Annotated in this window: 21 protein-coding genes and 1 pseudogene; 12 read left to right on the top strand and 10 right to left on the bottom strand. The window is 56.5% G+C overall.

Translation table 11 applies throughout. The annotated features are described in order from the left end of the window. Window positions 1–46: 46 nt before the first annotated feature. Window positions 47–1,582, top strand: a complete 1,536-nt coding sequence (locus Q672_RS33265; protein WP_022986877.1) for a sodium:solute symporter — start codon at window positions 47–49, stop codon at window positions 1,580–1,582. Here Q672_RS33265 and Q672_RS33260 read toward each other — a convergent pair. Beyond that, on the bottom strand, window positions 1,528–2,154 hold the full coding sequence (locus tag Q672_RS33260) for a hypothetical protein (RefSeq protein WP_022986876.1): 627 nt from the start codon (window positions 2,152–2,154) through the stop codon (window positions 1,528–1,530). The genes Q672_RS33265 and Q672_RS33260 overlap by 55 nt on opposite strands. Further along, window positions 2,151–3,461: a sialidase family protein gene (locus Q672_RS33255; protein WP_022986875.1), complete on the bottom strand. Its 1,311-nt coding sequence runs from the start codon at window positions 3,459–3,461 to the stop codon at window positions 2,151–2,153. The genes Q672_RS33260 and Q672_RS33255 overlap by 4 nt, the downstream gene beginning before the upstream one ends. A 272-nt stretch (window positions 3,462–3,733) precedes the next feature. Between Q672_RS33255 and Q672_RS33250 the strand changes: the two genes are divergently transcribed. The 4 genes from Q672_RS33250 (at window position 3,734) to Q672_RS33235 (ending at window position 6,888) form a co-directional block, all read left to right on the top strand. Then, a complete protein-coding gene (locus Q672_RS33250) occupies window positions 3,734–4,471 on the top strand; it encodes an START domain-containing protein (protein WP_022986874.1) in 738 nt (245 codons plus the stop codon). A 111-nt stretch (window positions 4,472–4,582) separates the two neighbouring features. Continuing rightward, complete coding sequence (locus Q672_RS33245; protein WP_022986873.1) at window positions 4,583–5,326, top strand: lysophospholipid acyltransferase family protein; 744 nt, start codon at window positions 4,583–4,585, stop codon at window positions 5,324–5,326. Window positions 5,327–5,458: 132 nt separating this feature from the next. Further along, complete coding sequence (locus Q672_RS33240; RefSeq protein ID WP_022986872.1) at window positions 5,459–6,298, top strand: SDR family NAD(P)-dependent oxidoreductase; 840 nt, start codon at window positions 5,459–5,461, stop codon at window positions 6,296–6,298. Window positions 6,299–6,300: 2 nt separating this feature from the next. Then, on the top strand, window positions 6,301–6,888 hold the full coding sequence (locus Q672_RS33235) for a DUF938 domain-containing protein (protein ID WP_022986871.1): 588 nt from the start codon (window positions 6,301–6,303) through the stop codon (window positions 6,886–6,888). Here Q672_RS33235 and Q672_RS33230 read toward each other — a convergent pair. Continuing rightward, window positions 6,878–7,141, bottom strand: a complete 264-nt coding sequence (locus Q672_RS33230; protein ID WP_022986870.1) for a DUF1145 domain-containing protein — start codon at window positions 7,139–7,141, stop codon at window positions 6,878–6,880. The two genes, Q672_RS33235 and Q672_RS33230, sit on opposite strands and share 11 nt — an antisense overlap. Window positions 7,142–7,287: 146 nt before the next feature. Here Q672_RS33230 and rhlB point away from each other — a divergent pair, with 146 nt between their 5' ends. Next, window positions 7,288–8,526, top strand: a complete 1,239-nt coding sequence (rhlB, locus tag Q672_RS33225; RefSeq protein ID WP_022986869.1) for an ATP-dependent RNA helicase RhlB — start codon at window positions 7,288–7,290, stop codon at window positions 8,524–8,526. Next, window positions 8,519–8,836 carry a thiosulfate sulfurtransferase GlpE gene (glpE, locus tag Q672_RS33220; protein WP_022986868.1) on the top strand — a complete coding sequence of 106 codons (318 nt, stop codon included), beginning with the start codon at window positions 8,519–8,521 and terminating at the stop codon, window positions 8,834–8,836. The genes rhlB and glpE overlap by 8 nt, the downstream gene beginning before the upstream one ends. 95 nt (window positions 8,837–8,931) lie before the next feature. Here glpE and Q672_RS33215 read toward each other — a convergent pair whose 3' ends face one another. Next, complete coding sequence (locus Q672_RS33215) at window positions 8,932–9,615, bottom strand: OmpW/AlkL family protein (RefSeq protein WP_031227169.1); 684 nt, start codon at window positions 9,613–9,615, stop codon at window positions 8,932–8,934. A gap of 445 nt (window positions 9,616–10,060) precedes the next feature. Here Q672_RS33215 and Q672_RS33210 point away from each other — a divergent pair, with 445 nt between their 5' ends. Next, the gene (locus Q672_RS33210; RefSeq protein ID WP_022986866.1) at window positions 10,061–11,071 is read left to right on the top strand and encodes a hypothetical protein; all 1,011 of its coding nucleotides are present in this window, start codon (window positions 10,061–10,063) and stop codon (window positions 11,069–11,071) included. A 157-nt stretch (window positions 11,072–11,228) separates the two neighbouring features. Here Q672_RS33210 and Q672_RS33205 read toward each other — a convergent pair whose 3' ends face one another. Further along, the gene (locus Q672_RS33205) at window positions 11,229–12,695 is read right to left on the bottom strand and encodes a PhoH family protein (protein WP_022986865.1); all 1,467 of its coding nucleotides are present in this window, start codon (window positions 12,693–12,695) and stop codon (window positions 11,229–11,231) included. A gap of 349 nt (window positions 12,696–13,044) precedes the next feature. Here Q672_RS33205 and Q672_RS34060 point away from each other — a divergent pair, with 349 nt between their 5' ends. The 4 genes from Q672_RS34060 to Q672_RS33185 all read left to right on the top strand — a co-directional run bounded on the left by Q672_RS34060 (window position 13,045) and on the right by Q672_RS33185 (window position 17,170). Next, the gene (locus Q672_RS34060) at window positions 13,045–13,482 is read left to right on the top strand and encodes a methyltransferase family protein (protein WP_233552466.1); all 438 of its coding nucleotides are present in this window, start codon (window positions 13,045–13,047) and stop codon (window positions 13,480–13,482) included. 1,148 nt (window positions 13,483–14,630) lie between these two features. Beyond that, complete coding sequence (locus tag Q672_RS33195) at window positions 14,631–15,677, top strand: M14 family zinc carboxypeptidase (RefSeq protein ID WP_022986863.1); 1,047 nt, start codon at window positions 14,631–14,633, stop codon at window positions 15,675–15,677. Window positions 15,678–15,782: 105 nt separating this feature from the next. Further along, the gene (locus Q672_RS33190) at window positions 15,783–16,256 is read left to right on the top strand and encodes a hypothetical protein (protein WP_022986862.1); all 474 of its coding nucleotides are present in this window, start codon (window positions 15,783–15,785) and stop codon (window positions 16,254–16,256) included. A gap of 218 nt (window positions 16,257–16,474) precedes the next feature. Further along, on the top strand, window positions 16,475–17,170 hold the full coding sequence (locus Q672_RS33185) for a TorF family putative porin (protein ID WP_022986861.1): 696 nt from the start codon (window positions 16,475–16,477) through the stop codon (window positions 17,168–17,170). 145 nt (window positions 17,171–17,315) lie between these two features. Here Q672_RS33185 and Q672_RS33180 read toward each other — a convergent pair whose 3' ends face one another. From Q672_RS33180 to Q672_RS33160, 5 genes and pseudogenes are all read right to left on the bottom strand, one after another. After that, window positions 17,316–18,257 carry an endonuclease/exonuclease/phosphatase family protein gene (locus Q672_RS33180; protein WP_031227164.1) on the bottom strand — a complete coding sequence of 314 codons (942 nt, stop codon included), beginning with the start codon at window positions 18,255–18,257 and terminating at the stop codon, window positions 17,316–17,318. A 152-nt stretch (window positions 18,258–18,409) separates the two neighbouring features. Then, window positions 18,410–18,817 (bottom strand): hypothetical protein, encoded by a 408-nt coding sequence (locus Q672_RS33175; RefSeq protein WP_022986859.1) that lies wholly within the window; start codon window positions 18,815–18,817, stop codon window positions 18,410–18,412. 12 nt (window positions 18,818–18,829) lie between these two features. Further along, the gene (locus Q672_RS33170) at window positions 18,830–20,059 is read right to left on the bottom strand and encodes a hypothetical protein (protein ID WP_022986858.1); all 1,230 of its coding nucleotides are present in this window, start codon (window positions 20,057–20,059) and stop codon (window positions 18,830–18,832) included. A 144-nt stretch (window positions 20,060–20,203) separates the two neighbouring features. Continuing rightward, window positions 20,204–20,596 (bottom strand): annotated as a pseudogene (locus Q672_RS33165) (copper chaperone PCu(A)C); the annotation flags it as partial. Further along, entirely contained in the window at window positions 20,577–21,143 is a 567-nt protein-coding gene (locus Q672_RS33160) for an SCO family protein (protein ID WP_022986856.1), read from the bottom strand. The gene Q672_RS33160 and the pseudogene Q672_RS33165, both read right to left, overlap by 20 nt. Window positions 21,144–21,170 lie beyond the last annotated feature (27 nt).

Here is a 21,170-nt window from a genome sequence, read left to right as displayed (position 1 = left end):
CACAACATGGTTGCCGCCCCGGATTGCCTGACCCGGAATAACAACAATGACACTGGCAATCGCAGACTGGATTGTCCTGGCCGGTTATCTGTGTATCGTGCTGGGCATTGGCATTTACTTCTCTCGCCGTAACACCTCTACCGAAGAATACTTTGTCGGCGGCCGTCGCTTTCGAGGCTGGGTGATCGGCCTGTCGCTGGTGGGCACCTCCATCAGCTCGATCACCTTTCTGGCCTACCCCGCCGACGCCTTTAAAACTGACTGGCTACGCTATCTTCCCAATCTGGCATTGCTGCCTGCGATCCTGGTGGCGGCCTTTGTATTTCTGCCGTTTTTCCGCCGCGGCAACATGACCAGCGCCTACGAATTTCTGGAAATGCGCTACGGACCCTCGGTACGGGTCTACGGGGCGGTAGCGTTTCTGGTAGCCCAGGTGGTTCGCCTGGCCATGATCCTGTGGTTGCTTTCCCTGCTGATTCAGCAAGTCACGGGCTTGTCGCCCACCACAGCCATTGTGCTCGGCGGGCTCTTTGTGGGGCTATACACGGTGATTGGCGGTATCGATGCGGTGATCTGGACCGATGTGCTGCAAACCGTGGTACTGCTGTTGGGCGGGATACTCTGCTTGTGGGTGATTCTGGAGGCACTGCCCGGCGGTCTGGGCCAGATCGTCGATCAAGCAGGGGCGGCCGGCAAGTTTGCGTTGGCCCCCTGGGAGAACGGCGCTCCCGGCGAGACCTCCTGGTCACTCTCGCTGAGCGAAAAAACGGCCACCATGATGCTGCTGATCGGCCTCACCAACTGGCTCACCGAATACTCCAGCAATCAGAACACGGTGCAGCGATACTGCGCCTCACAATCCACCCAGGAAGCCCGTCGCGGCCTGTGGGTGTATCTGTTCACCGCCCTGCCAATCTGGGCCTTTTACATGTTTCTGGGTACCGCGCTCTGGGTGTTCTTTGAGACGTTCCCGGATGTTCAGGCCAGCGCCATTCTGAATGGCGAGGCCCGTGCCGAAACCCTGATGCCACATTTCATCACTGGCTACCTGCCTGCCGGCGTGGCCGGCCTGGTGATCGCTGCCGCTCTGGCAGCTGCCATGAGTTCTCTGGATTCCAGTATTAATTCGGTGACAACGGTGAGCGTGGTCGACCTCTACCGCCGACATCTGCGTCCGGACAAAGACGACCGCCACTACCTGAAAGCGGCCTGGACCATTGCCGTCGCGGTGACGGCCCTGATGATCGCAGGTGCGCTGTGGCTAAATGGGACTGACACCAAGACCCTGCAGGACACCTCGACCATTCTGGTCTCGCTGCTGGGCGGCGGGATGCTGGGGCTGTATCTTCTTGGTTTCTTTAGTCAGCGCGGCGATGCGCGAGCGGCCTGGTGTGGGATTGCCTGCACGCTGGTCTTTACCGGCTGGACCGTGCTGACCAACAAGGGAATGTTGCCGGAGGCGCTAAGCGCCCCCTTTGACCTCTACTACACCGGGTTGATTGGCAATGTACTGATGTTTGTCGTCGGTTATCTGGCTGCATCACTGTGGTCTGCCAGAGTCGCGTCAGCACGATCCTCCTGACACTCGCCACGGGACCGCAGCAGCCGGTCCCGTACCAGCCAACCCGCCGCCCAACACACCAGCCAGGGATCAAGCAGGTAATCCCACAGGTTGTCACTGACCAGTAGATCCGCCCGGAAAGCCAACTGCGCGGCCACCAGGATCAGACAAGAGGCGTAAGCACGGGTCACCCAACCTACCAGCCCCACCAATAGCAGCCCAGTGCTCAAGGCAAAGTCGCCAAACCCCATGGCATACGGATCCGCATAGCTGGAACCCATGCTTGTGGGATAAAACCACAACGCCAGCAACACCAGCATCACACAGGCGCTTCGCAACTGCCCCACCGGTAACCAGTAATAGCCGGTGATACGATGTTTGATCGCCAGTATCGCCAACAAGCCGCTAGCGATACTGAACCCGGACAGGTAGCTGTTCAGCCATGCAGCCGGGCCCCAGGGGTAAGGCAATAACGCCCAGACGAAGACCAGAACCGCAAGAATAATGCGAGGCTTGAACTCCAGCATAGACGCACTAATACGCAGCTGTACCGCTACCAGCACCAGCGCCGTAATTAACAAATCAATGGTCATTGCGGTGCTCCTTCGTTCGGCGCGGGGACAACGGACTGGCCGGTGCCTGCGACACCCGCCGGCAACCAGGCATGACGAATGGCGCTCTTGTTCCAGGTATAAAGCACGTGCAAGTCACCATTGCTTGCCCGGATCATATAGGGATAGTCGTACTGGAAACGGCAGCCATGTCGCTCATCACATTTATTGGCCTTGACCCTTTCCAGCAACACCTCGGGATTTTCCGGCGCATTCCCCGTCTGCAACTCAGCCCGAATCAACGCCTCGTACTGCCCTGTTGTCAACGCCTCATCACGCCACTGTTCACGATCATGCAGAGTCCAGGCCACTTGCCATGTGGTGCCGCCATCCCGGGTTTCACGAATGCACAGGTCATCGCGCTCTTCCCGGTTACAGTTGGCTACCAGCAGCCAATGATTCCTGCCCAGTACCACCCCCCCTACCGCCGCACTGGGGTTTTCCAGACTAGAGTAAGCCAGCGGGGTCCACTGCCAGCCGCCATCATCACTATCAGACTGATACAGGTAACCATTGTTGGGCTCGTTTTCATTTCTCAGAAAGGAAACCGAGTGGTCATGAGCGTCCACCAGCACTAATGGCTGGATCGCCTTGCGACCGTGGCCAATACGGGCACGGCCCAAAATTCGGCTATTGGCGTCAATCCGGAGGATTTCACCGTATTTGCCAATCATTTCGTGATACACCGGCAATCCGATGGTTCCATCGGCATACTTTAAAGGGGGGGTTTTGACCAAGGTACTGATATTCAGGAAGGGAGTAGTAACCAGCGCCTTGTCAAACGACCAGGTTTCACCCTGATTGTCGGATTCCAGCACCACGATACGGCTGGCCGCCCAACCTCCGAAACTGACCGCAACCACAAAAAGGCGCATACGGCCGTCTTTATCCAGAACCGGGACGGCATTCCCCAGCTTGCGTACGTGACGATTCCAGCCAGACGCAATCTGCTCCCGGGTCACCACCACGGCTTCGTCAGTCCACTTGGCAGTAGAAGGATCAAAAAGGGCACTGTGAATCGCCACATCTGCCGCACCTTCACGGGTACCGGCAAACCAGAAGGCCCTCAGTCGGCCATCCGGCAACTCCACCATAGCCGGGGCGTGGACCATCCGGGTATCCGCATCAGAAGCAAACTGCCCTGTCCAGCCACCACCATAGTCAGCATTGTTGGTGCTGGCATCAGGTACCAAAGGGGGCGTCGGGTGCCAGATATGAGACGGAGAAGCTGCGTAGTAACCCGCCACAAGAGCCATACCCACCAAAAGATGAAAAGCACGTTTCAACATAAAAAATGATCGTTGTATCCGTTATCGGCGGGCCTATTCTCCATGAATCGCACGCCAGTGCCAGCGTCTGATACTTCAAACGCAATGAGACTGGCCAGTATGTATCCTTGTCAGAAAATTGCCTGCCATTGACCTCGCGAACCCTGCCGACCGTCCGAAGTTGTGAACTCGCCCACTGCCTTTTGATCACAATGTGTTCACAGCAAGAGGGCGATGTCATAATGATGACAGACACTATTCCAAGAACAGCACCAAGGACTTTACTTTCTGCAATGGAACGTTTTGCAATTGCCTGGTTGGCATTATTGCTGGCCCTCTCGTGCCTGCCCGCCCACGCTGAAGACAACCATGACTGGAAACTGGTGAGCGAACGTAACGGTATTCAGGTGTATATGAAGCATCGTGACGAATCACGCCTGAAAACCTTTCGGGGCACCACTCGCTTCACCCTCAAGGACGAATATGCACTGGTGGCGTTGATGAACGACTACGCCGCCTACCCGAAATGGCTGCACTTCATTGACAGTGCTGAAGAGTTTGACCGGCAAGGCCCGCTGGACCGTAGCCTGCGGTTTACCACCCAGCTCCCCTGGCCGCTGGCCGATCGCGAGGCCGTGCTGCGTGCCAAGGTGCACCAGACCCTCAATGACGAGGAAGAGTCGGTGATGATCGAATTGATCAATCGCCCGGATGCCCTCCCCCCCAATAATGACTACATCCGCTTCCCGGAAATGTGGGGCAAACTGGGCTTTACCCGTATTGGCAATGACGAAGTGGAAATGATCTACGAGATCATTCTCGATCCAGGAGGGTATATTCCCGCCTGGATTGCCAACATTCTGCTGCGTGACGCACCGTATTTCACCCTTGAACGGTTGCGACGCATCGTCATGAAGCCGGAATACCAGAACCGCTACTATGACTATCTGGATCTGCGCGGCCCGGGAAGACCTCAGTCTGCGGCCCCGCTGACGCCACAGGAAAGCACGCCAGTCAAAACAACGCTGTAAAGGCCGAAAGGGAGATAATGAAAACGTAACAAAGTGATTATCACCCTGTCATTTTCGGTCACACCTCCCTTAACATGGGTACCTATCCGTCCTTCTGGAGCGTACCCATCCATGACACGGCTGTTCTATTTTCTTTATAGCTGGCTGATCTTTGTACCGCTGATGGCAGCGACCACTCTGGTCTGCGGAGCGATCTGTCTGGCCCTGGTGCCCTTTTTGTCTGCCGACCGTGTTGCCCGCTACAGTGCGGTCCCCTGGGCTCGCCTTTGCCTGTTGTACAGCGGCGTGCGGGTAGACCAGTTTGGCCACCACAATCTGCAGCCAGGCCAGAGTTACGTCATCGTGGCCAACCACCTGAGTCAGTTCGATATCTTTGTTCTCTACGGCTATTTGGGCGTGGACTTTCGGTGGGTAATGAAACATGAACTGCGCAAGGTGCCCGTGATCGGTATCTGCTGCGAAAAGCTGGGGCACATTTTTATCAACCGAAGCGACCGGGACGCCGCCATCGCCAGTCTCAACGAGGCACGGGTACGGCTGAGTCATGGCGCCAGTGTGCTGTTTTTTCCTGAAGGCACCCGCAGTCGTGACGGGCAGCTCAAACCCTTCAAGAAAGGCGCCTTCAAAATGGCACAAGAGCTGCAACTGCCGATATTGCCTGTCACCCTGACCGGCACCTTTGATATTCTGCCGCCCGGCACTGCACGACTGCAGCCTGGCCACCAGGCCACATTGACGCTGCATGCTCCACAGCCCATACCCCGCAACGAGGAAGACGTCGATCGGTTGATGAAGACCTGTCATGCGCTCATTGCACAGCCCCTTACCCATGCGTGCCCACAAGCGCTGGTATAGCTACAGCGACCGCCATAACCGGCGGTGATGCCATACCGGGCCGATCCTGTCGGACAGGATTGGCCCATTCGGCAGTGACAAAGTGTCTACACTCGGTGCCCATCGACCACGGGACTTGAACACGGAGTCATCATGAAGAATTTTAAAGACAAGGTTGCCGTTATCACCGGTGCCGGTTCCGGTATCGGCCGTGCACTGGCCAAGGAACTGGCCGCCAGCGGAGCCAAACTCGCCCTTTCCGATATCAACGAAGCTGGCCTGAAGCAGACCGCCAAGGATCTCGGCCTGGCCGAAGACCGCCTGCTGACCAAGGTGCTGGACGTGGCAGACCGCCAGGCGTTCTATGACTTCGCCGACGATGTGGTAAACCATTTCGGTTACGCCAACATGATCTTCAACAACGCCGGTGTTGCCCTGGGTGCCACCGTGGAAGACATGAGCTACGACGATTTCGAGTGGCTGATGAACATCAATTTCTGGGGCGTGGTGTATGGCACCAAGGCGTTCCTGCCGTACCTGAAGCAATCCGGCGAGGGGCACATTATCAATGTGTCTTCCATCTTTGGTCTGGTCGGCATTCCCACCCAGTCAGCCTATAACGCTGCCAAATTTGCGGTACGTGGCTTCACCGAATCGCTGCGCATCGAACTGGAAATGGAAGGTAGCCCGGTGTCCTGTACCTCCATCCACCCCGGTGGCATCAAAACCAACATCGCCAAGGCCGCGCGCATGAGCGAGGGCGTGGAACGCATTACCGGTGCCAACAAGGAACAGTCCATTCAGGATTTCGAGAAACTGTTCCGCACCACCCCGGAAGAAGCCGCCAGCACCATTCTCAAAGGGGTGCGTGGCAACAAGCGCCGGGTCCTGATCGGTTCCGATGCGGTGGCAGTGGACACCATGCAGCGCCTGCTGCCGACCAGCTACCAGAAGCTGATCGCCATGGGCCAAAAGTACATGAGCAAGAAGTAACCGTGTCCGAGCGCCCTTTTTCCCAGGCCTGCGAAAACAACAAGGGGCCGATCCTGGCCGTGCTGCAACAGCACTGCCAGGCACCGGGGGCGCTGCTGGAAATCGGTTCGGGCACCGGGCAGCATGCTGCCTGGCTGTCCGCCCAGCTTCCTCACCTGCAGTGGCAAGCATCTGATGTGGCAGACAACCTGCCAGGCATCCGCCTTTGGCAGCAAGAGCCAGCCAACCGCTCCCTGCCCGCTCTTGAACTGGACGTGTCCGGCGACTGGCCTGCTGGTCCCTACCGCTATCTCTTTACCGCCAACACCTTCCATATCATGAGTGCAGAACAGGTATCTCGCTGTATCGAGCACGGGTGCGAGAGACTGGAAACGGGCGGAGCCTTTCTGGTCTATGGCCCGTTCAATTACGACGGTCGCTATACCAGTGAATCCAATGCCCGTTTCGACGCGTGGCTAAAGGCAGCCGGTAGCCACCGCGGGATCCGGGATCAGGAATGGGTAGTTGAGGCCTTTTCACGCCATGGCGCTACGCTGCGGGCAGACCACGCCATGCCCGCCAACAACCGGATACTGGTTTTTACACGCTAGCCTGGCGGGCACGGCGCATGCGAGGCTTGAGGTAGAGCACCCCGAAGATCATGATCATCACCCCGTCACGCCAGTGAAACAGCCCTCGGCGACGGATCCAGACCCCAAACCCCACCAGCTCCAGGGCATGTAAAAAGGCCACCACCGCCCCCGCGCTCAGTAACAAACGGTCGAACGGTACCGGTAAATCCGCGAAAATGGCTAACAATACCGCCAACCAAAACACTACAATGACCCCGCGAAACATGTTCATGCTCAAGATCCTCTGACAGCGCTGGCTATTTTTTCTACAATAGGTGGTTTAGAGGATCGGGGCCGGTCTGCTGGCCGGAACCTTGGACCTGCCCGACAAGCAGCAGGTTCTACAACAAACCACTCGCATTCAGACTGAGCGAATACATGCAAAAAGACAAGGCAACCGCCTGGACCCTGGATCAGTTCCCGGTCCCCGAAAAAGACGGCGAACGCCGCTTTCACGATTTTGATCTGGACCTGCGCCTGATGCGCGGGATTGCCGATCTTGGCTTCCAGTATTGCACCCCCATTCAGGCCGAGGTGCTGGAACACACCCTGGCCGGCGCCGACGCCATTGGTCGCGCCCAGACAGGCACCGGTAAAACCGCCGCCTTCCTGCTGACCGTCATCAACGATCTGCTCAAGCACCCGCTGGAAGTGAAACGCTACGCCGGTGAGCCCCGCGCATTGATCGTCGCCCCTACCCGCGAACTGGCGATGCAAATCGAAAAGGACGCCAAAGGGCTGGCGAAGTACACCGACCTGCAGGTCATGAGCGTGGTCGGCGGCATGAACTTCAACCGCCAACAGGAACGCCTGCAAAGCCGGGAAATCGATATTCTGGTTGCCACACCCGGGCGCTTGCTGGATTTTGCCAAACGCCGTGACCTGTGGCTCGACCGGGTGGAATTTTTGGTTCTGGACGAAGCCGACCGCATGCTCGACATGGGCTTTATTCCAGACGTGAAGCGTATTGTCAGCATGACGCCACGCACCAAATACCGCCAAACCCAGCTGTTCTCGGCCACCTTCAACGACGATGTGATGAATCTGGCCCGTCGCTGGACCCAGGACGCCGAAGTGGTAGAAATCGAGCCGGCACAGGTCACCACTGAGCGTGTTGAGCAGAAGGTCTATATCACCAACACCGACGACAAGTTCAAGCTGCTGTACAACCTGATTACCGGCATGAACATGGACAAGGTGATCGTGTTTGCCAACCGTCGGGATATTACCCGCCGCATCAACGACCGCCTGCACAAGAAAGGCCTCAAGGTTTCGATGATCTCTGGCGATGTGCCCCAGAACCAGCGCATGAAGACACTGGAGCGCTTCCGCTCCGGCGACCTGCAGGTGCTGATTGCCACCGACGTGGCCGGGCGAGGCATCCACATCGACGGCGTGTCCCACGTGGTGAACTACAACCTGCCGGAAGACCCGGAAGACTACGTACATCGTATCGGCCGTACAGGTCGCGCAGGCGCCAGTGGCATGTCCATCAGCTTCGCCTGTGAAGACGATGCCTTCCTGCTGCCCGAACTGGAAAATGCCATCAGCATGAAGCTGGAATGCGAATACCCTCCAGCAGACTTGCTGCAGGAACGAGAGGAAAACCATGCCTGAACGGATCAGCCCTGCGGAAGGCAAGGCCCGCTTTGATGACGGCAATGCCCTGTTCGTGGACATCCGCGATCCCGCCAGCTTCGCCGCCGGGCACCTGCGCGGGGCTATCCACCTGAGCAATGCCAACGTGGATCAGTTCCTGGCTGACACCGGCCGGGAGCGTCCCCTGGTGATCTACTGCTACCACGGCAACAGCAGCCAGGGCGCCGCTGACTGGCTGGCCGAACAAGGTTTTCAGGCCGTGAGTCTGGATGGCGGCTACGACATCTTTCGCCAGCAATTTCCAGAGACTCTCGAGGAAACCGCCTGATTGACGTGGGTGGCAAGCTCCCCGCCTGCAGGGCAATCTGACCTGAAACCAGATCGCCCTGCTCGGCAGTCCCCTGCCTCTGTCACAGTAACGAATCAGAAGCGGTAGCCCAAGCCGACCATGTACACCCATGGATCGATTTCCACATCGATCTTGTCTACCCGGGCATCATTGACGTACAACCGAGCCTCGGTATCGATATCGATATTCCAGACGCTCACGTTGAACAGCCAGTTATCATTGATCGCCACATCCGCCCCGACTTCCCAGGCAAAGCCCACGGAATTACTGAGCTTGACGTCGGCATCACCGCCACCCAGCAACGGACTGACAACCGCATCATCAATAGAGTCATCAAAAAAGAGCGTGTAGTTGATACCCGCCCCGAGATACGCCCTTACCGGGCCAACCGACGGCGCGTAATACTGGGCAAGCAAGGTCGGAGGTAAATGACTGGTTTCACCAATCACGACACCGCTGCCACCGGTATCCAGAATAATGTCATGGGTAAATGGCGTCGCACCTACCAGCTCTACCCCAATGGCGTCGGTCACCATATAGGCAAAAGTCAGCCCCAACTGGGTATCGTCGTCCACGTCCACGCCCAACCCGCCCACGACGGGCAAGGCAGAATCGAACGTCTCACTACTGACATCGGGATCAACCTGAATTGCCCCAAAACGTACAATGAAATCCCCTGCTTCATGAGCCAATGCGGGTCCTGCCGCCATCAAGGCGACCAGAGCCATCGCGTTTTTTCCCTGTCCTCGCAGCTTCATATTTTTCCCCTTTCGTTAGCACTATTCTGCTGTGGCGCCTGCATCCCACTCTCACTGAGGCTGGACATCATTGAACGCCACAAGCAGCCAATGGGCATTGCGCTACGTCAATATGGCAAGCGAAAACAGCCGCAATCCCCTGCCCCCGGTGCCGCAACCACTGCTGGACGTAACTGGTCTGCAAGCCAACGGGGACGTCCCCAGAATAGGCAGAGAAAACCAATGCATGCTTATGCGTATCGACAAAATGAAGCGAATGGAGGATCAACGGTTCTTGAACGAAAATCACCCAATCTGACACATTCGCACTAGCGCCCTGATTTCACGTCAACCCAGTTACATACACATCCAGCGTGATAGCGCAGTATAGGAAGCCATCATTGCGACCACCCTGCGCCCCACGCTGACTCGCAGGCCGCACACCAATAACAAAGAGATATTCATCATGGCTTCAAGCTCTCTGATCAACGCATTGCGTGACGCCCACAAGACTCACCTGACCCAACAACTGCAGGCTCCCGAACACTGGCAGGCGATGATAAGCCAAGCCAGCGCCCTGCTTACCGATGTGCCGCTGGGAAAGCTGGTTGACGCCGACAGCCTCTGCCAGGTGGTGGATGCCTGGCTGCAAGACGCCCTGAGCGCCCAGGGACTTCAGCAAGTCGTCACCGATGTTACCCTGGCCGTCTGGGACGCTGCCGAACGCGATGATGCCACCCTGGGCGAGCTGCTGCGCGAAGAACACTTTGAAGCCATTCTCGAACAGGCTCTGCAACTGCAAACCTTGCGAGAAAAAGCCGTACATGCCGCAATGAACCATCCTCTGGTCAGTGAGATGGTGAGCGAGATGCTGTACACCGGCATCAAGAACTTTCTACTGGAAGAAAATGCCCTGGCCAAGCTGCCAGGCGTCAGCAGTGTGATGAAGATGGGCCGCAAGAGTGTGGTCGGCAAGGCTATGGGCGGCATGGAAGAATCCATCCGTACCTATCTTCAAAAAAATATTCGCGTCACCCTGAAAACCGGCGAGCAGTGGCTGAATAAACAACTCACCAACGAGCGCATCGAACAACTTGCCCGAGACGGTTACCGTCGGGTCGCCCCACTAAAGCCCGCTGACTACCTGGCCCTGGTTCCCAAGGCCACCATTGGCGACGTCATTGAGCAAGGCTGCCTCATCGGTGACGAAAGCGCCCGGCTGGATTACACCCGTCGCCTGGTCGGTGTCGGTATTCGGGCCGCCGTGGATTCTCTGAGCCAGATGCCCCTCAAGACCCTGCTGGAAAACATGCAGATCACTGAACAACGGGTCCACGCCATCACCACACCCGCGCTCGCCAAAGGTGCCACTGTATTGGTAGAACAAGGCGTTCTGGAGCCGTTCGTGGAATGGGTGGTGGAGGATTTTTATGGGTCGGAGGCGTGCAAAAAAGTTGTTGAGGCAGTTAACAGTTAATAGTTAATAGTGAACAGTTAACAGCGACGCGCATTGGCATTGCTGTGCGCTGAGAGTACAGAGGCCGCGCCCAAGGTCTGGGCGCGGCCTCTTTCATTGGTGAAAAAAAAATTTACCGCGAGTATTTCGCTGTTAACTGTTCACTATTAACTGTTAACTAGAGGAACGACTCCGCATATTCCGCCAACAACGATCTCGGCACGCCATTCAACTGCACCGACCCGCCATGGACAAAACGCTTGAAGCGTTCGGTCATGTAGGTGAGTCCGGAGCTGGTGGGCGAGAGGTAAGGGGTGTCGATCTGGGCCAGGTTGCCCAGGCACACCACTTTGGATCCTTCGCCTGCCCGGGTGATGATGGCTTTCATCTGATGAGGGGTCAGGTTCTGGCTTTCGTCGATCAGGATCAGGGACTTCTGAAAGCTTCGGCCACGGATGTAATTCATCGCCTTGAACTGGATATTCGCGCGCTCTTTCACGTACTGAATGCTGCCCGTGGGATTCTCATCGTTCAGGTGCAGGGCTTCGATGTTATCGTTGATCGCCCCCAGCCAGGGATCCATCTTCTCTTCTTCGGTGCCTGGCAGAAAACCATGATCTTCAGCCAACGGTGGTGTGGAGCGGGTGGCGATAATCTTGTTGAAGCGCTTTTGCTCCACCGTCATTTCAATGGCCGCTGCCAGCGCCAGAATCGTTTTCCCCGAGCCCGCCGCCCCCGTCAGATTGACCAGATGCACATCCGGGTCGAGCAATAATTGCAGCGCAATGGCTTGCTGGATGTTCATGGGCTTCAGTCCCCATGCCTCCTGCTCCAGCATGCTGTCTGCCTTGTAATGCTTCAGGGTCACCACCCCGTTTTCGATATGCATGACCCGGCCGACAAAGCCTTGCTCATCAATGATGTACTGGTTGGGATAGACCTCTTCCCCCAGAATCTCGCTCACCAGCAAGCCGTGGGAGAGATAATGCAGGGTATCCGGTCCGTCCTGCTCGGTTTCCACCTGGGTGACCTGGTCCCAGAACGAGCCGGGCACCTCAAAATAGCCCCGGGTCAGTTGCTTGATATCCGTGACCAGCTGATCGTTGTGGTAGTCCTCGGACTCGATTCCACAGGCCCTCGCCTTGAGGCGCATGTTGATGTCCTTGGTCACCAGGATAAAGCGTTCATCCGGGGCCTGGGCCTTCATGGCGACCACATCGTTGATGATGCGGTTATCGTTCAGATGATCCGGCAGGGGGGCCTTGATGTCCTCCAGGCTCGACATGAGTACCGTGAGGGTGCCCTGGGTTGAGTTATCCGGGCCGCGCGGAATGGGAATCCCGGCCTCCACCTGTTCCGGCGTGGCGTGACCGAGCACCTTGTCGATTTGGCGAATAGCCGCCCGGCAATCGGCGGCGGTATGCGACTTACCGCTTTTCAGCTTATCCAGTTCTTCCAGCACCGTCATGGGGATCACCACGCGGTGCTCTTCAAAGTTCAACAGGGAGTTGGGGTCGTGGATCAGGACGTTGGTATCGATGACGTAGGTTTTTTTCTGTTCTTGCTCGATGGTGCTGTCGTTCTGGCTGGCGCTCGCGTAGTGGCTGGTGGAAAGGGTGTGGAGTCTGGCCGCGCGCTCTTCCATGCGTATCCCCTGTGCCGTTAAACGGTACGGTTGCGTTGGTTTGGCGGCATTCGGTGAGCGTCAGGTCTGAAATTGCGAGAGTGACGCCTGCCCCCTGCCGCCCTGGTTTTAAGCCTTTTGGCGGTTCAGTTGCATTCAGCTGTTAACAGCTTTTGATCGCGATCACTCCCGCAGAGGCGGGAATGGAATTACCATAACCCAGCTTTTCGAAAGGGATCAATAGCCCTCCTTGAAAACTTTTGCCTTTTCTTTTTCCGTTCTGTCCATTTCATCTGTCCGCTAAACTGGTGAACATCAAACATCGCATAAACGGTAAATCAATCTTATGTCTCTGGATCACCCTCAGGTAATGATGCCCCCGCCAGCGCTGTATCTCGGCGGCCTGTTAATGGGCTATGGCATCGACAGGGCAATTCATTTCCCGGCTGTCCAATTCCCCGGCAGCGTATGGCTGACCAGCCTGCTTGCTGTATTCGGGCTGTTACTGGTAGTACTCGCAGCCCTCCAGTTACGACGGGCGAGGACAACCCTCATGCCTCACCGCGCGGCAAGCACACTGCTGACAACGGGCGTTTTCGCAATGAGCCGTAACCCGATCTATCTTGGCTTCAGCCTGCTGGCCATCGCCGCCGCGCTTAGCCAACACAGTACAGGCATGCTTTTGATGCAGCTCCCGGTGCTTTGGGTCATACATTCACACGTGATTGCCGCAGAAGAAGCGTTTCATGAACAGCAGTTTGGTGAGGCCTGGCAACAGTACCGTAACCGCACTCGACGCTGGCTCTAACCTGAATTCGTTCACAACCCGGTCCCTGCTTGAGCCACAGTGGCGGCTCAAGCTTGCCGTTTTGCAATCGCATGTGACGAGATCCGAAATGGCCAGGCACCAACGTGCTGGCGCGTGTATCAGGCGGCAACCAACCCACGCGGCGATAGAGCTCGGCAACCAGCTCTGAGCAGAACCAACCGCGCCGGTCCGGCTTCCGCTGGAAGGCGGTCAAAACATCAATGGCATTACAGAGCAGGTAATTCTTGTAAGGACGATGCAGCAATCGCCTGACCAAACGCTGCAGCAGCCTGTCCTGACGGTCAGAAAGATCAGGCCCAAGGCGACGGCGCACGGCAACGGATCCGGGATAATCCGCCAACTTGCTGGAAAGGAATACCAGTGACACCCCCGCGACAGGTTTCCCCAGTCGAATATCTACCGACTCCCCCAACGTGGTGGACTCCAGCACCAGAGGTTCGCTGCATTCCGGCAGTCGCACCACCATGCCAATGTGGCTCCAGGGGCTTCGGGTAAACAACCGAATAACCTCACTGGTCACCCCGCGTCCGGAGAACAGCAGTATATCGCCGGTCCGTAAGGTAAAAGCAGAATCCAGAGTGGATGCCATCGCAGACGTTCCCAGGTTTCTGATCGTTCCCGTTGAGAGCACGCTATGCCTGCCGAATGACAGATCGCTGACAGGATGGTCACGGTTTGGTGAAGGCGCTTCCCGTTTTCTCTGCATCCAGCTTTAGGAGCCTGCCTGCAAACCCTCCAGGTGACAGCGAGGCAAAGGTGTCAGAAGGGAGTTTCGAGTAACGAGCTGCGAACCACTAAAAGATGACTACCGGTTTTGCCTCTCGAAACTCATCCCTCGCCTGGCCTCGGCTCGCTATGCAAGCATAGTTATTCGCTTCGTAACGCCCTTCGGGACCGCCCTGCGTGCGTTATCCCGCTGCACGACTCTCCTGCGGAGTGCTCGGGTTAGTTTTAGGCGCAGAACTCAACGATAACGAAGGCATTTCCGTTCTTCTAAAAAACCCCTGAACGATTTTGCGTTTTCCATTCCAACCGAGCTTAAGCTCGTAGCGTGCCGCCATCGTCACATTTCTGTTACCTCCTTGCGGTAACCTTTTCGACACTTTTCGCTCCAGCCCACCCCGCCTATGGAAGAACGACTCTACCTGCTGCAACGCCATCTGCCGGAACTGCTCGAGCTGGAATCCCTGATCCGGCATGGCAAACGGCATTTGCGGGTCAGTACCGTTCATGACGTACCCATGGGAAAGATCAGCCTGCCCATCAAGGTTATCGAGATGGGATCCACCGCTCCCCGGGCTCCGGTGATTGGTTTTTTCGGTGGCGTTCATGGCGTCGAACGGATTGGCAGCCAGGTTCTGATGTCCTGGCTGCACAGCCTTATCCATCGCTTGCAGTGGGATGATCAGCTCCATCGGCGACTTGAGCAGGTGCGGCTGGTATTCATGCCAATGATCAACCCCGGGGGTATCTGGAACCGCACCCGCAGCAATCCCAATGGGGTTGATCTGATGCGCAACGCCCCGGTGGATGCCATGGGCAAGGTACCGTTTCTGGTAGGTGGGCATCGCATTTCCCGCCATCTTCCCTGGTACAGAGGCAAGAGTGGCGATCCCATGGAACCAGAAGCCCAGGCTGTAGCCAGGGTAGTGCAGGAAAAGTTGTTTCCCGCGCCTTTCTCCATGAGCATTGATTGCCACAGCGGCTTTGGGCGCCGGGACAGAATATGGTGCTGCTATGCCCGTAGCCACAGGCCCATTCCACACATTGGCGAGGTCTACCGGCTTAAACAAACCCTGGAGGGCACCTACCCTCATCATCACCCCTACCTGATTGAACCTCAGTCTGTTAACTACACCACCCATGGCGACCTGTGGGACTACCTCTACGATGACGCTCAAGAGAAAGCACCAGCGCATACCTTTCTGCCCTTTACGCTGGAAATGGGCTCCTGGCTTTGGGTGCGCAAGAATCCCCGGCAAATGCTCGATTTCTTTGGCTACTTCAACCCGGTGATCTCCCACCGTCATCATCGGGTACTACGCCAACACCTGCCGTTGTTTGAGTTCCTCACCGCCATGACAGCCAATGCTGGCAACTGGCTCCCCTCAGCCAGTGAACGCAAAACGCTGGCACATCAGGCGATACAGCACTGGTTCCATCACCAGGCATGAGGCTTCGTGAAGCTGGCCCTGCATTTGCATTAATTCGGTGCACACAGTTGGGTCATTCGGCTCACTGGCTTACACTTGCCCAAACCCGATTCAGGAAATTTAGGTATGAAACGATTCGCTCCGGCTCTGGTGCTGGTCCTTGCAGGCTGCCAGAACTTTGGTTATCAGGCCCCCTACGGTGACGACACAGCCCAGATCACCTTTACCAGTAACGATACCGCGGCCCAACCGGCTATCTGTGTCCCGGGCAAGGGCTTCCAGTCCACCGAGTACTCTATCGCCCAGAAACCCATGGGCGGAGACGCGCTCAACGACTTGCTTGAGACCATGAAAAAGAGCACGGAAGTGACCACCACTCTGGCCCCTTCCAGCCAGACTCGGGTCGGTATCATCTACAACCAGAAGCATCCCAACAGCACCCAGCGCGACCGCTGCCGGGTCGCGCTGCAATTTGAGGCCGTTGCTGGCGAGCACTATCAAGCAGTGTTCAATTACAGCCAGGCACAGTGCGGACTGTCCATTACCGATAGCCAGGGCCAGTCGGCCGATGCCGTCCGGGTTGACTGGGAATGCCCATAAGCAACATACCAACTTGGTGCACCGCACAATAACGGTGCACCAATACCTCTATTGCAGCCTCTTTACACCCCTTCCTCCTCCCCAACAAAACAGCAACCCTCTGTTTTAAAAAAGAAAACAAAAACTGGCACGCTCTCTGCAATAGCTTATGCGAGCCTGATAGGCGGTGCGCCACTAGCGCACACTTGAACAATTAAGACTTGTTAAGAGGGTTGCACATGAAGAACGTATTTGGTCTGAAGAAAACGGTTATCGCCTCTGCGGTTGCAGCTGCCAGCGTAATGGCGCCTGCCATTGCTGCTGCAGAAATCAGCGGTAGCCTGGGCATTGCCAGCATGTACCTGTGGCGTGGTCAGGACGTGTCTGCTGGTACTGCAAACGTTTCCGGCAGCCTGGATTTCACCACCGACGTAGGTCTGTACGCAGGTACCTGGGTATCTTCTGCAGGGACTTCTGTTAATTCCGAAGGCACCACTTCTACTGAAACTGACTTCTACGCCGGTTTTGGTGGCGAAGCGGGCGGTCTCAGCTACGACCTGTCCTACTGGACCTATGTTTACCCGGAAGATGATGTAGGCGCAGGTGAACTGGCTGAAGTCATTGCAAGTGTTGGCATGGCAGGCTTTAGCCTGACCGGTTATGTCAGCGCCAACAACCTGAGCGATTCCGACGAGGAAAACTTCGGCGATGACCTCTACCTGACCCTGGGCTACGAGTACGACAAGTTTGGCGTACTGGTCGGCACCTGGGATCTGGACGCTGACGATGCTAACTACACCCACGTAGATCTCAGCTACTCCCCGATCGAAAACCTGACCTTCACTGTGTCCAAAGTCGTCGACAGCGACGAGTTTGCGGCAGTGACCGATGATCAGGATCCGCTGTTCGTGGTTGGCTACAGCTTCCCGCTGTAATCACACTGCACGAATCTGGGGCGGCATACATACGCCGCCCAATGTTTCAACGCCGCGGGGCTCTCCCTGGTCCTCGCAAACACGCAAGCAACCCCGCGGCGTCTTTTTACTCAGGCACAGCCCTGCACCACAATGACTCCTCTGATCACCGCCCTTCGGAAAAGTAAACCACCAGCACATCATGATCCGACACCGGTGAAACCCCTTTTGACCCATACAGTTTTTGGTATCGCCCCGCATTCCCGCGGCTCACGGCGACCCTTTCCACACTGTCTTCGAGCGAAACGGAAATCCAGATGTGATCCAACGCCTGTGGTCGACAACGATATCGATAGCTAAAGCGTTCATTCTCAGGCAGTCGATCCCAGACGTTAACCAGCTTTGCGGACCGGAAACGGTTGTAGCTATCGGAAAACCGGCCTTTGCCCCAACTACTGTTAAAGTCGCCAGCCACTATCACGCGACGCTCTCTGTTTTCACGAACCCAATGCGCCAACCGCGAAGACTGCTGCCGGCGCTTCTGGTAAACACGAGCGGATCCCAGATTTCTGGCACTACGCATATGCACTGCAACCAGGTCCAGCGCCAGGGGTTTGGCCAACGCAATGTGCAGCGGTGGCCGGGAGTAAAGCGGGCCCCTTTGAAACTGCTCGTTCGCATACAGTGCGGCAACCGAATCGACTTGAATCGGCTCGCGGTACAACAGCCCGACATCCATCCCGGAAGGGTCATTGCCTTCGATGAGGACAGAAAAATAACGTAAACCTTTCGCCCGCAAACGCTGTGCCAGGGAATCCAGCAACGCCTTGTTCTCTACTTCTTGCAGCACCAGAGCATGCGGGGCCTTCAAGTCCTCGGCGATAAATTCCGAAATCGAATCCAGCCGATCTTCAACCAAAGCGACTGGCAAGGCATCGTCCAGATCCGATTCACGAGTCGCATCACGAAGACGCCACAAATTCAGGCTTGCCAGTGCCCACTGCCCCTGATCAGCTTCGGGCACACCTCGTGGAGCGTCCAGATCCCCACAAGCCGCGGCGGCAGGTAAATGGCCTACTAGCAAAAGTGCTGCAATCAGCTTTTTCATTCGGGCAGTCTACGTGCCAATAGGCATCGGCAACAGAGGAGATACTCTCGTTTAAAAGTACGAAATAGGCGATCGGGACGACACAGAAACGGCGTCGGTTGGAGAAAAAAGGGGCTGCGCCCTCTGATCGCGGAGGGCGCAAGAAGCAACAATCAGGGTCGGAAAACCACCTTCAGGTCAGACGTCACATCCGCCTCGTCCATGTAGCCGATAAACTTTCGGTCCGACCCCACCAACAGCGTCATCTCCCTGTCACTGGAGACTTCCCGGGGAGGCATGCCACGACCAGTGAAAATCATGCGCGCCCAGTAGCTTTTCATCTGCTCTACCGACTTCCCCATGACTTGCTGGTAGAACACCTCTCGCTGGCTGGCGGCCACAGGCAAATCCAGCGGTTTCACAGATATCTCACCAACACGATTGAGTTGACCGTTGAAAATTTGACGCACTTCATTGCGCGTCAACCCTCCCAGATCACTGTTTTTGGAAACCACCACTACGATGCCGGCCTGAGCAAAACCAGTGAGGAGCAGAAACGACACAACTAAAATACTTTTCATTTTTTCCACTCCCTAGAAAACCAGATCCATGCTCAGACGCACCACACTGGCATGATCGTTTTTCAACGCACCGCCATCCGTCACCACAAAAAATCCATTGGTGCTTACGTCTTCGTCCGAAAAGTCGTAGTAGTAGCTGTACTCCCCCTTAAGAGAGATGGAATCGGTCAAGGAATAACGAAGTCCTGCGGTCCAGCTTTTCTGACGCTCCGCCAACCCATTGTTAAGTGCCTGCGGCAGCTGTTCGTCGAGCTCATCCGGGTACACTGCGGCCCAGGTCACGAGCGGCATCCATTTGCCCAGATACTTGCCCACGGAAACATAACCGCTCTCGCTGCTGGGATACCAGTTACTGAAACTCAGACGTGCCACTTCCGATGCAAAAAACCAGCTGCCGTTGTCATATTGCAAACCCAGACCGGCAAAGTAGGTATAAACATCATCCAGTGTCAGACCGAGCAACGGTGCAGGCGGCACAAGTGCATCAAGATCGTCCTGGGGAACCGTCACTGAGGCGCCGGAATAAGAAGCGCGGACACTCCAATCCTGCCACCGGCTCGTCAGGTTAATCCCGCTAAGATCGTCTGCCTGGAAGTTGGCGTTGCCAGTTCGAGGTCCGCCATCCACGGTACTGGACCCCCAGAACACTGCCAGCCTGTGGGACAGCCCACCGGTATTGAACGACCAGGCGGTTTCAATCCCTTCCATGGTCTTGATCGGCGCGAGCTGATAAACCTCGGCGGGAGGAGTTACCCAAGGATAGGCATACCCCACATCCACATACTGAGAGTGCATGTAAAACGGCGCCACAATCCGGCCAGCCTTGATGGCCACCGTATCTGTCAGGTCGTAATCCAGATAGCCCCATTGAATCTCGGCGTCAAAATCGTCTTCGCCAGAAGCGAACAGTTGAACCACTGCCTCCGCACGATCATTGATACGCGCATTGAACTGAATCCCCGCCCGGGTCAGGGCATCGTGGCTCCAGTCACCATCTGCACCATCAATATGGCTTGCCTCGCCAGTGGTGGTGTCGGCATTTGCCTGACTCATGCCCGCAGAAATGAAACCATTGATGCGAATGCGTTCGTCCACGGACGATCCAAATTGCTGGCTCTCCAGTTGGCTCAGACGACGCTCGTATTGTTGTAATTGTTGTTCAATATCAGGGTCAGGCGTTTCCGCCTGCACACCGACACTCACCATTGGCGCCGCCAACGCGGCAAACACGATGCGTTTCATGACTCTCCCATGCCTTGACTAATCCATAGGGATTAAACGTAGCTACGACGAAAGCATGGCATTATCCCCGATTGTCACACAGCTTCAATGGTCCGATGGGGCCGCTTTGCGCACAGGAAACGCTTCGCAGTCGGTGGATACCTCCATATCAAAGCAGATCTGCACCGTTTCACCCTCACCCGGGACCCGCTTGAGATCCATGAACATCAAATGCTTGCCTCCCGGCGCCAAGGTGACCGTCTCTCCCGGCGCCACCGTCAAACGGTGCAGGTGACGCATGGCACGGGTGCCATCCTCCCGGGTCACCGTTTCATGCAACATCACGTGCCCGGCAAAATCACTGGTAATGCCCACCACGGTTCTTGGCTGAGCCCCCGCATTGGTAATGGTCAGGTACCCCGCCATGGACGAGGCAACCGGTGGCGCTGCACGCAACCAGGCATCCTTGACTTCAAGTGTTTCGATTTCGCCAGCATGGCCCTGCCCCGCCAACACCAGCAAACCGCCAAGCAGACCCTTAAAGAAGGCTTTTCGCATCGTTTATCACCTCATCAATCTTGAAATCCGCCGGATACAGCTTGCGCACCCGCGCCTGATCGTCCAGCAGATAGATATAGTCACTATGGGTAAACAGGTAATCCTGTTCTTCCTGCCCCTTGATGAAGACCACCCCGTATTGCTCCGCGACCTGCCGAATCTGCTCCAGGCTACCGGTCAGGCCAATCATGTCAGCCTTGAACCAGGGCAGGTATTGCTTCAGGTGCTCGGCTGTATCTCGCTCCGGATCAAAGGTAATGAAAACAGGCTGGAAGCCTTCTGCCTCAGCGGCCTCATCCAGTTGCCGATAGACCTGCGCCACCCGGGCCAGTACCGCCGGGCAAATATCCGGGCAATGGGTATAACCGAAGAACAGGACCGAGACCTGGCCCTTCAGGTCCGCGTGGGTATAGGGCTGCCCGTCCTGGTCAGTCAGCGTAAACTCACCCCCCAGGCGATTATTTACAGGCAGGTCGCTTTCCGGCTTGTCACACCCGGCCAGCAATACCAGTAACAGCATCGGCAGGATGTACGGCAGTTTTCGCATGATCGCTCCGGTTGATATAATCCGCGC

Source organism: Alcanivorax sp. P2S70 (genome assembly GCF_000475295.1).
In the GTDB taxonomy this organism is placed as follows: Bacteria; Pseudomonadota; Gammaproteobacteria; order Pseudomonadales; family Alcanivoracaceae; genus Alcanivorax; species Alcanivorax profundi.
Note: the sequence above shows the minus strand (reverse complement) of the source record. Positions and strands in the feature narration are given on the sequence as shown.

What these genes read in the sequence shown, in the direction of transcription:
- Q672_RS33185 (WP_022986861.1), top strand. Translation starts at nt 16,475, where the DNA reads ATGAAGAACGTATTTGGTCTGAAGAAAACGGTTATCGCCTCTGCGGTT.
- Q672_RS33260 (WP_022986876.1), bottom strand. Translation starts at nt 2,154, where the DNA reads ATGACCATTGATTTGTTAATTACGGCGCTGGTGCTGGTAGCGGTACAG.
- Q672_RS33190 (WP_022986862.1), top strand. Translation starts at nt 15,783, where the DNA reads ATGAAACGATTCGCTCCGGCTCTGGTGCTGGTCCTTGCAGGCTGCCAG.
- Q672_RS33205 (WP_022986865.1), bottom strand. Translation starts at nt 12,695, where the DNA reads ATGGAAGAGCGCGCGGCCAGACTCCACACCCTTTCCACCAGCCACTAC.
- Q672_RS33245 (WP_022986873.1), top strand. Translation starts at nt 4,583, where the DNA reads ATGACACGGCTGTTCTATTTTCTTTATAGCTGGCTGATCTTTGTACCG.
- Q672_RS33170 (WP_022986858.1), bottom strand. Translation starts at nt 20,059, where the DNA reads ATGAAACGCATCGTGTTTGCCGCGTTGGCGGCGCCAATGGTGAGTGTC.
- Q672_RS33180 (WP_031227164.1), bottom strand. Translation starts at nt 18,257, where the DNA reads ATGAAAAAGCTGATTGCAGCACTTTTGCTAGTAGGCCATTTACCTGCC.
- Q672_RS33255 (WP_022986875.1), bottom strand. Translation starts at nt 3,461, where the DNA reads ATGTTGAAACGTGCTTTTCATCTTTTGGTGGGTATGGCTCTTGTGGCG.
- rhlB (WP_022986869.1), top strand. Translation starts at nt 7,288, where the DNA reads ATGCAAAAAGACAAGGCAACCGCCTGGACCCTGGATCAGTTCCCGGTC.
- Q672_RS33240 (WP_022986872.1), top strand. Translation starts at nt 5,459, where the DNA reads ATGAAGAATTTTAAAGACAAGGTTGCCGTTATCACCGGTGCCGGTTCC.
- Q672_RS33250 (WP_022986874.1), top strand. Translation starts at nt 3,734, where the DNA reads ATGGAACGTTTTGCAATTGCCTGGTTGGCATTATTGCTGGCCCTCTCG.
- Q672_RS33175 (WP_022986859.1), bottom strand. Translation starts at nt 18,817, where the DNA reads ATGAAAAGTATTTTAGTTGTGTCGTTTCTGCTCCTCACTGGTTTTGCT.
- Q672_RS33195 (WP_022986863.1), top strand. Translation starts at nt 14,631, where the DNA reads ATGGAAGAACGACTCTACCTGCTGCAACGCCATCTGCCGGAACTGCTC.
- glpE (WP_022986868.1), top strand. Translation starts at nt 8,519, where the DNA reads ATGCCTGAACGGATCAGCCCTGCGGAAGGCAAGGCCCGCTTTGATGAC.
- Q672_RS33265 (WP_022986877.1), top strand. Translation starts at nt 47, where the DNA reads ATGACACTGGCAATCGCAGACTGGATTGTCCTGGCCGGTTATCTGTGT.
- Q672_RS34060 (WP_233552466.1), top strand. Translation starts at nt 13,045, where the DNA reads ATGATGCCCCCGCCAGCGCTGTATCTCGGCGGCCTGTTAATGGGCTAT.
- Q672_RS33215 (WP_031227169.1), bottom strand. Translation starts at nt 9,615, where the DNA reads ATGAAGCTGCGAGGACAGGGAAAAAACGCGATGGCTCTGGTCGCCTTG.
- Q672_RS33210 (WP_022986866.1), top strand. Translation starts at nt 10,061, where the DNA reads ATGGCTTCAAGCTCTCTGATCAACGCATTGCGTGACGCCCACAAGACT.
- Q672_RS33230 (WP_022986870.1), bottom strand. Translation starts at nt 7,141, where the DNA reads ATGAACATGTTTCGCGGGGTCATTGTAGTGTTTTGGTTGGCGGTATTG.
- Q672_RS33160 (WP_022986856.1), bottom strand. Translation starts at nt 21,143, where the DNA reads ATGCGAAAACTGCCGTACATCCTGCCGATGCTGTTACTGGTATTGCTG.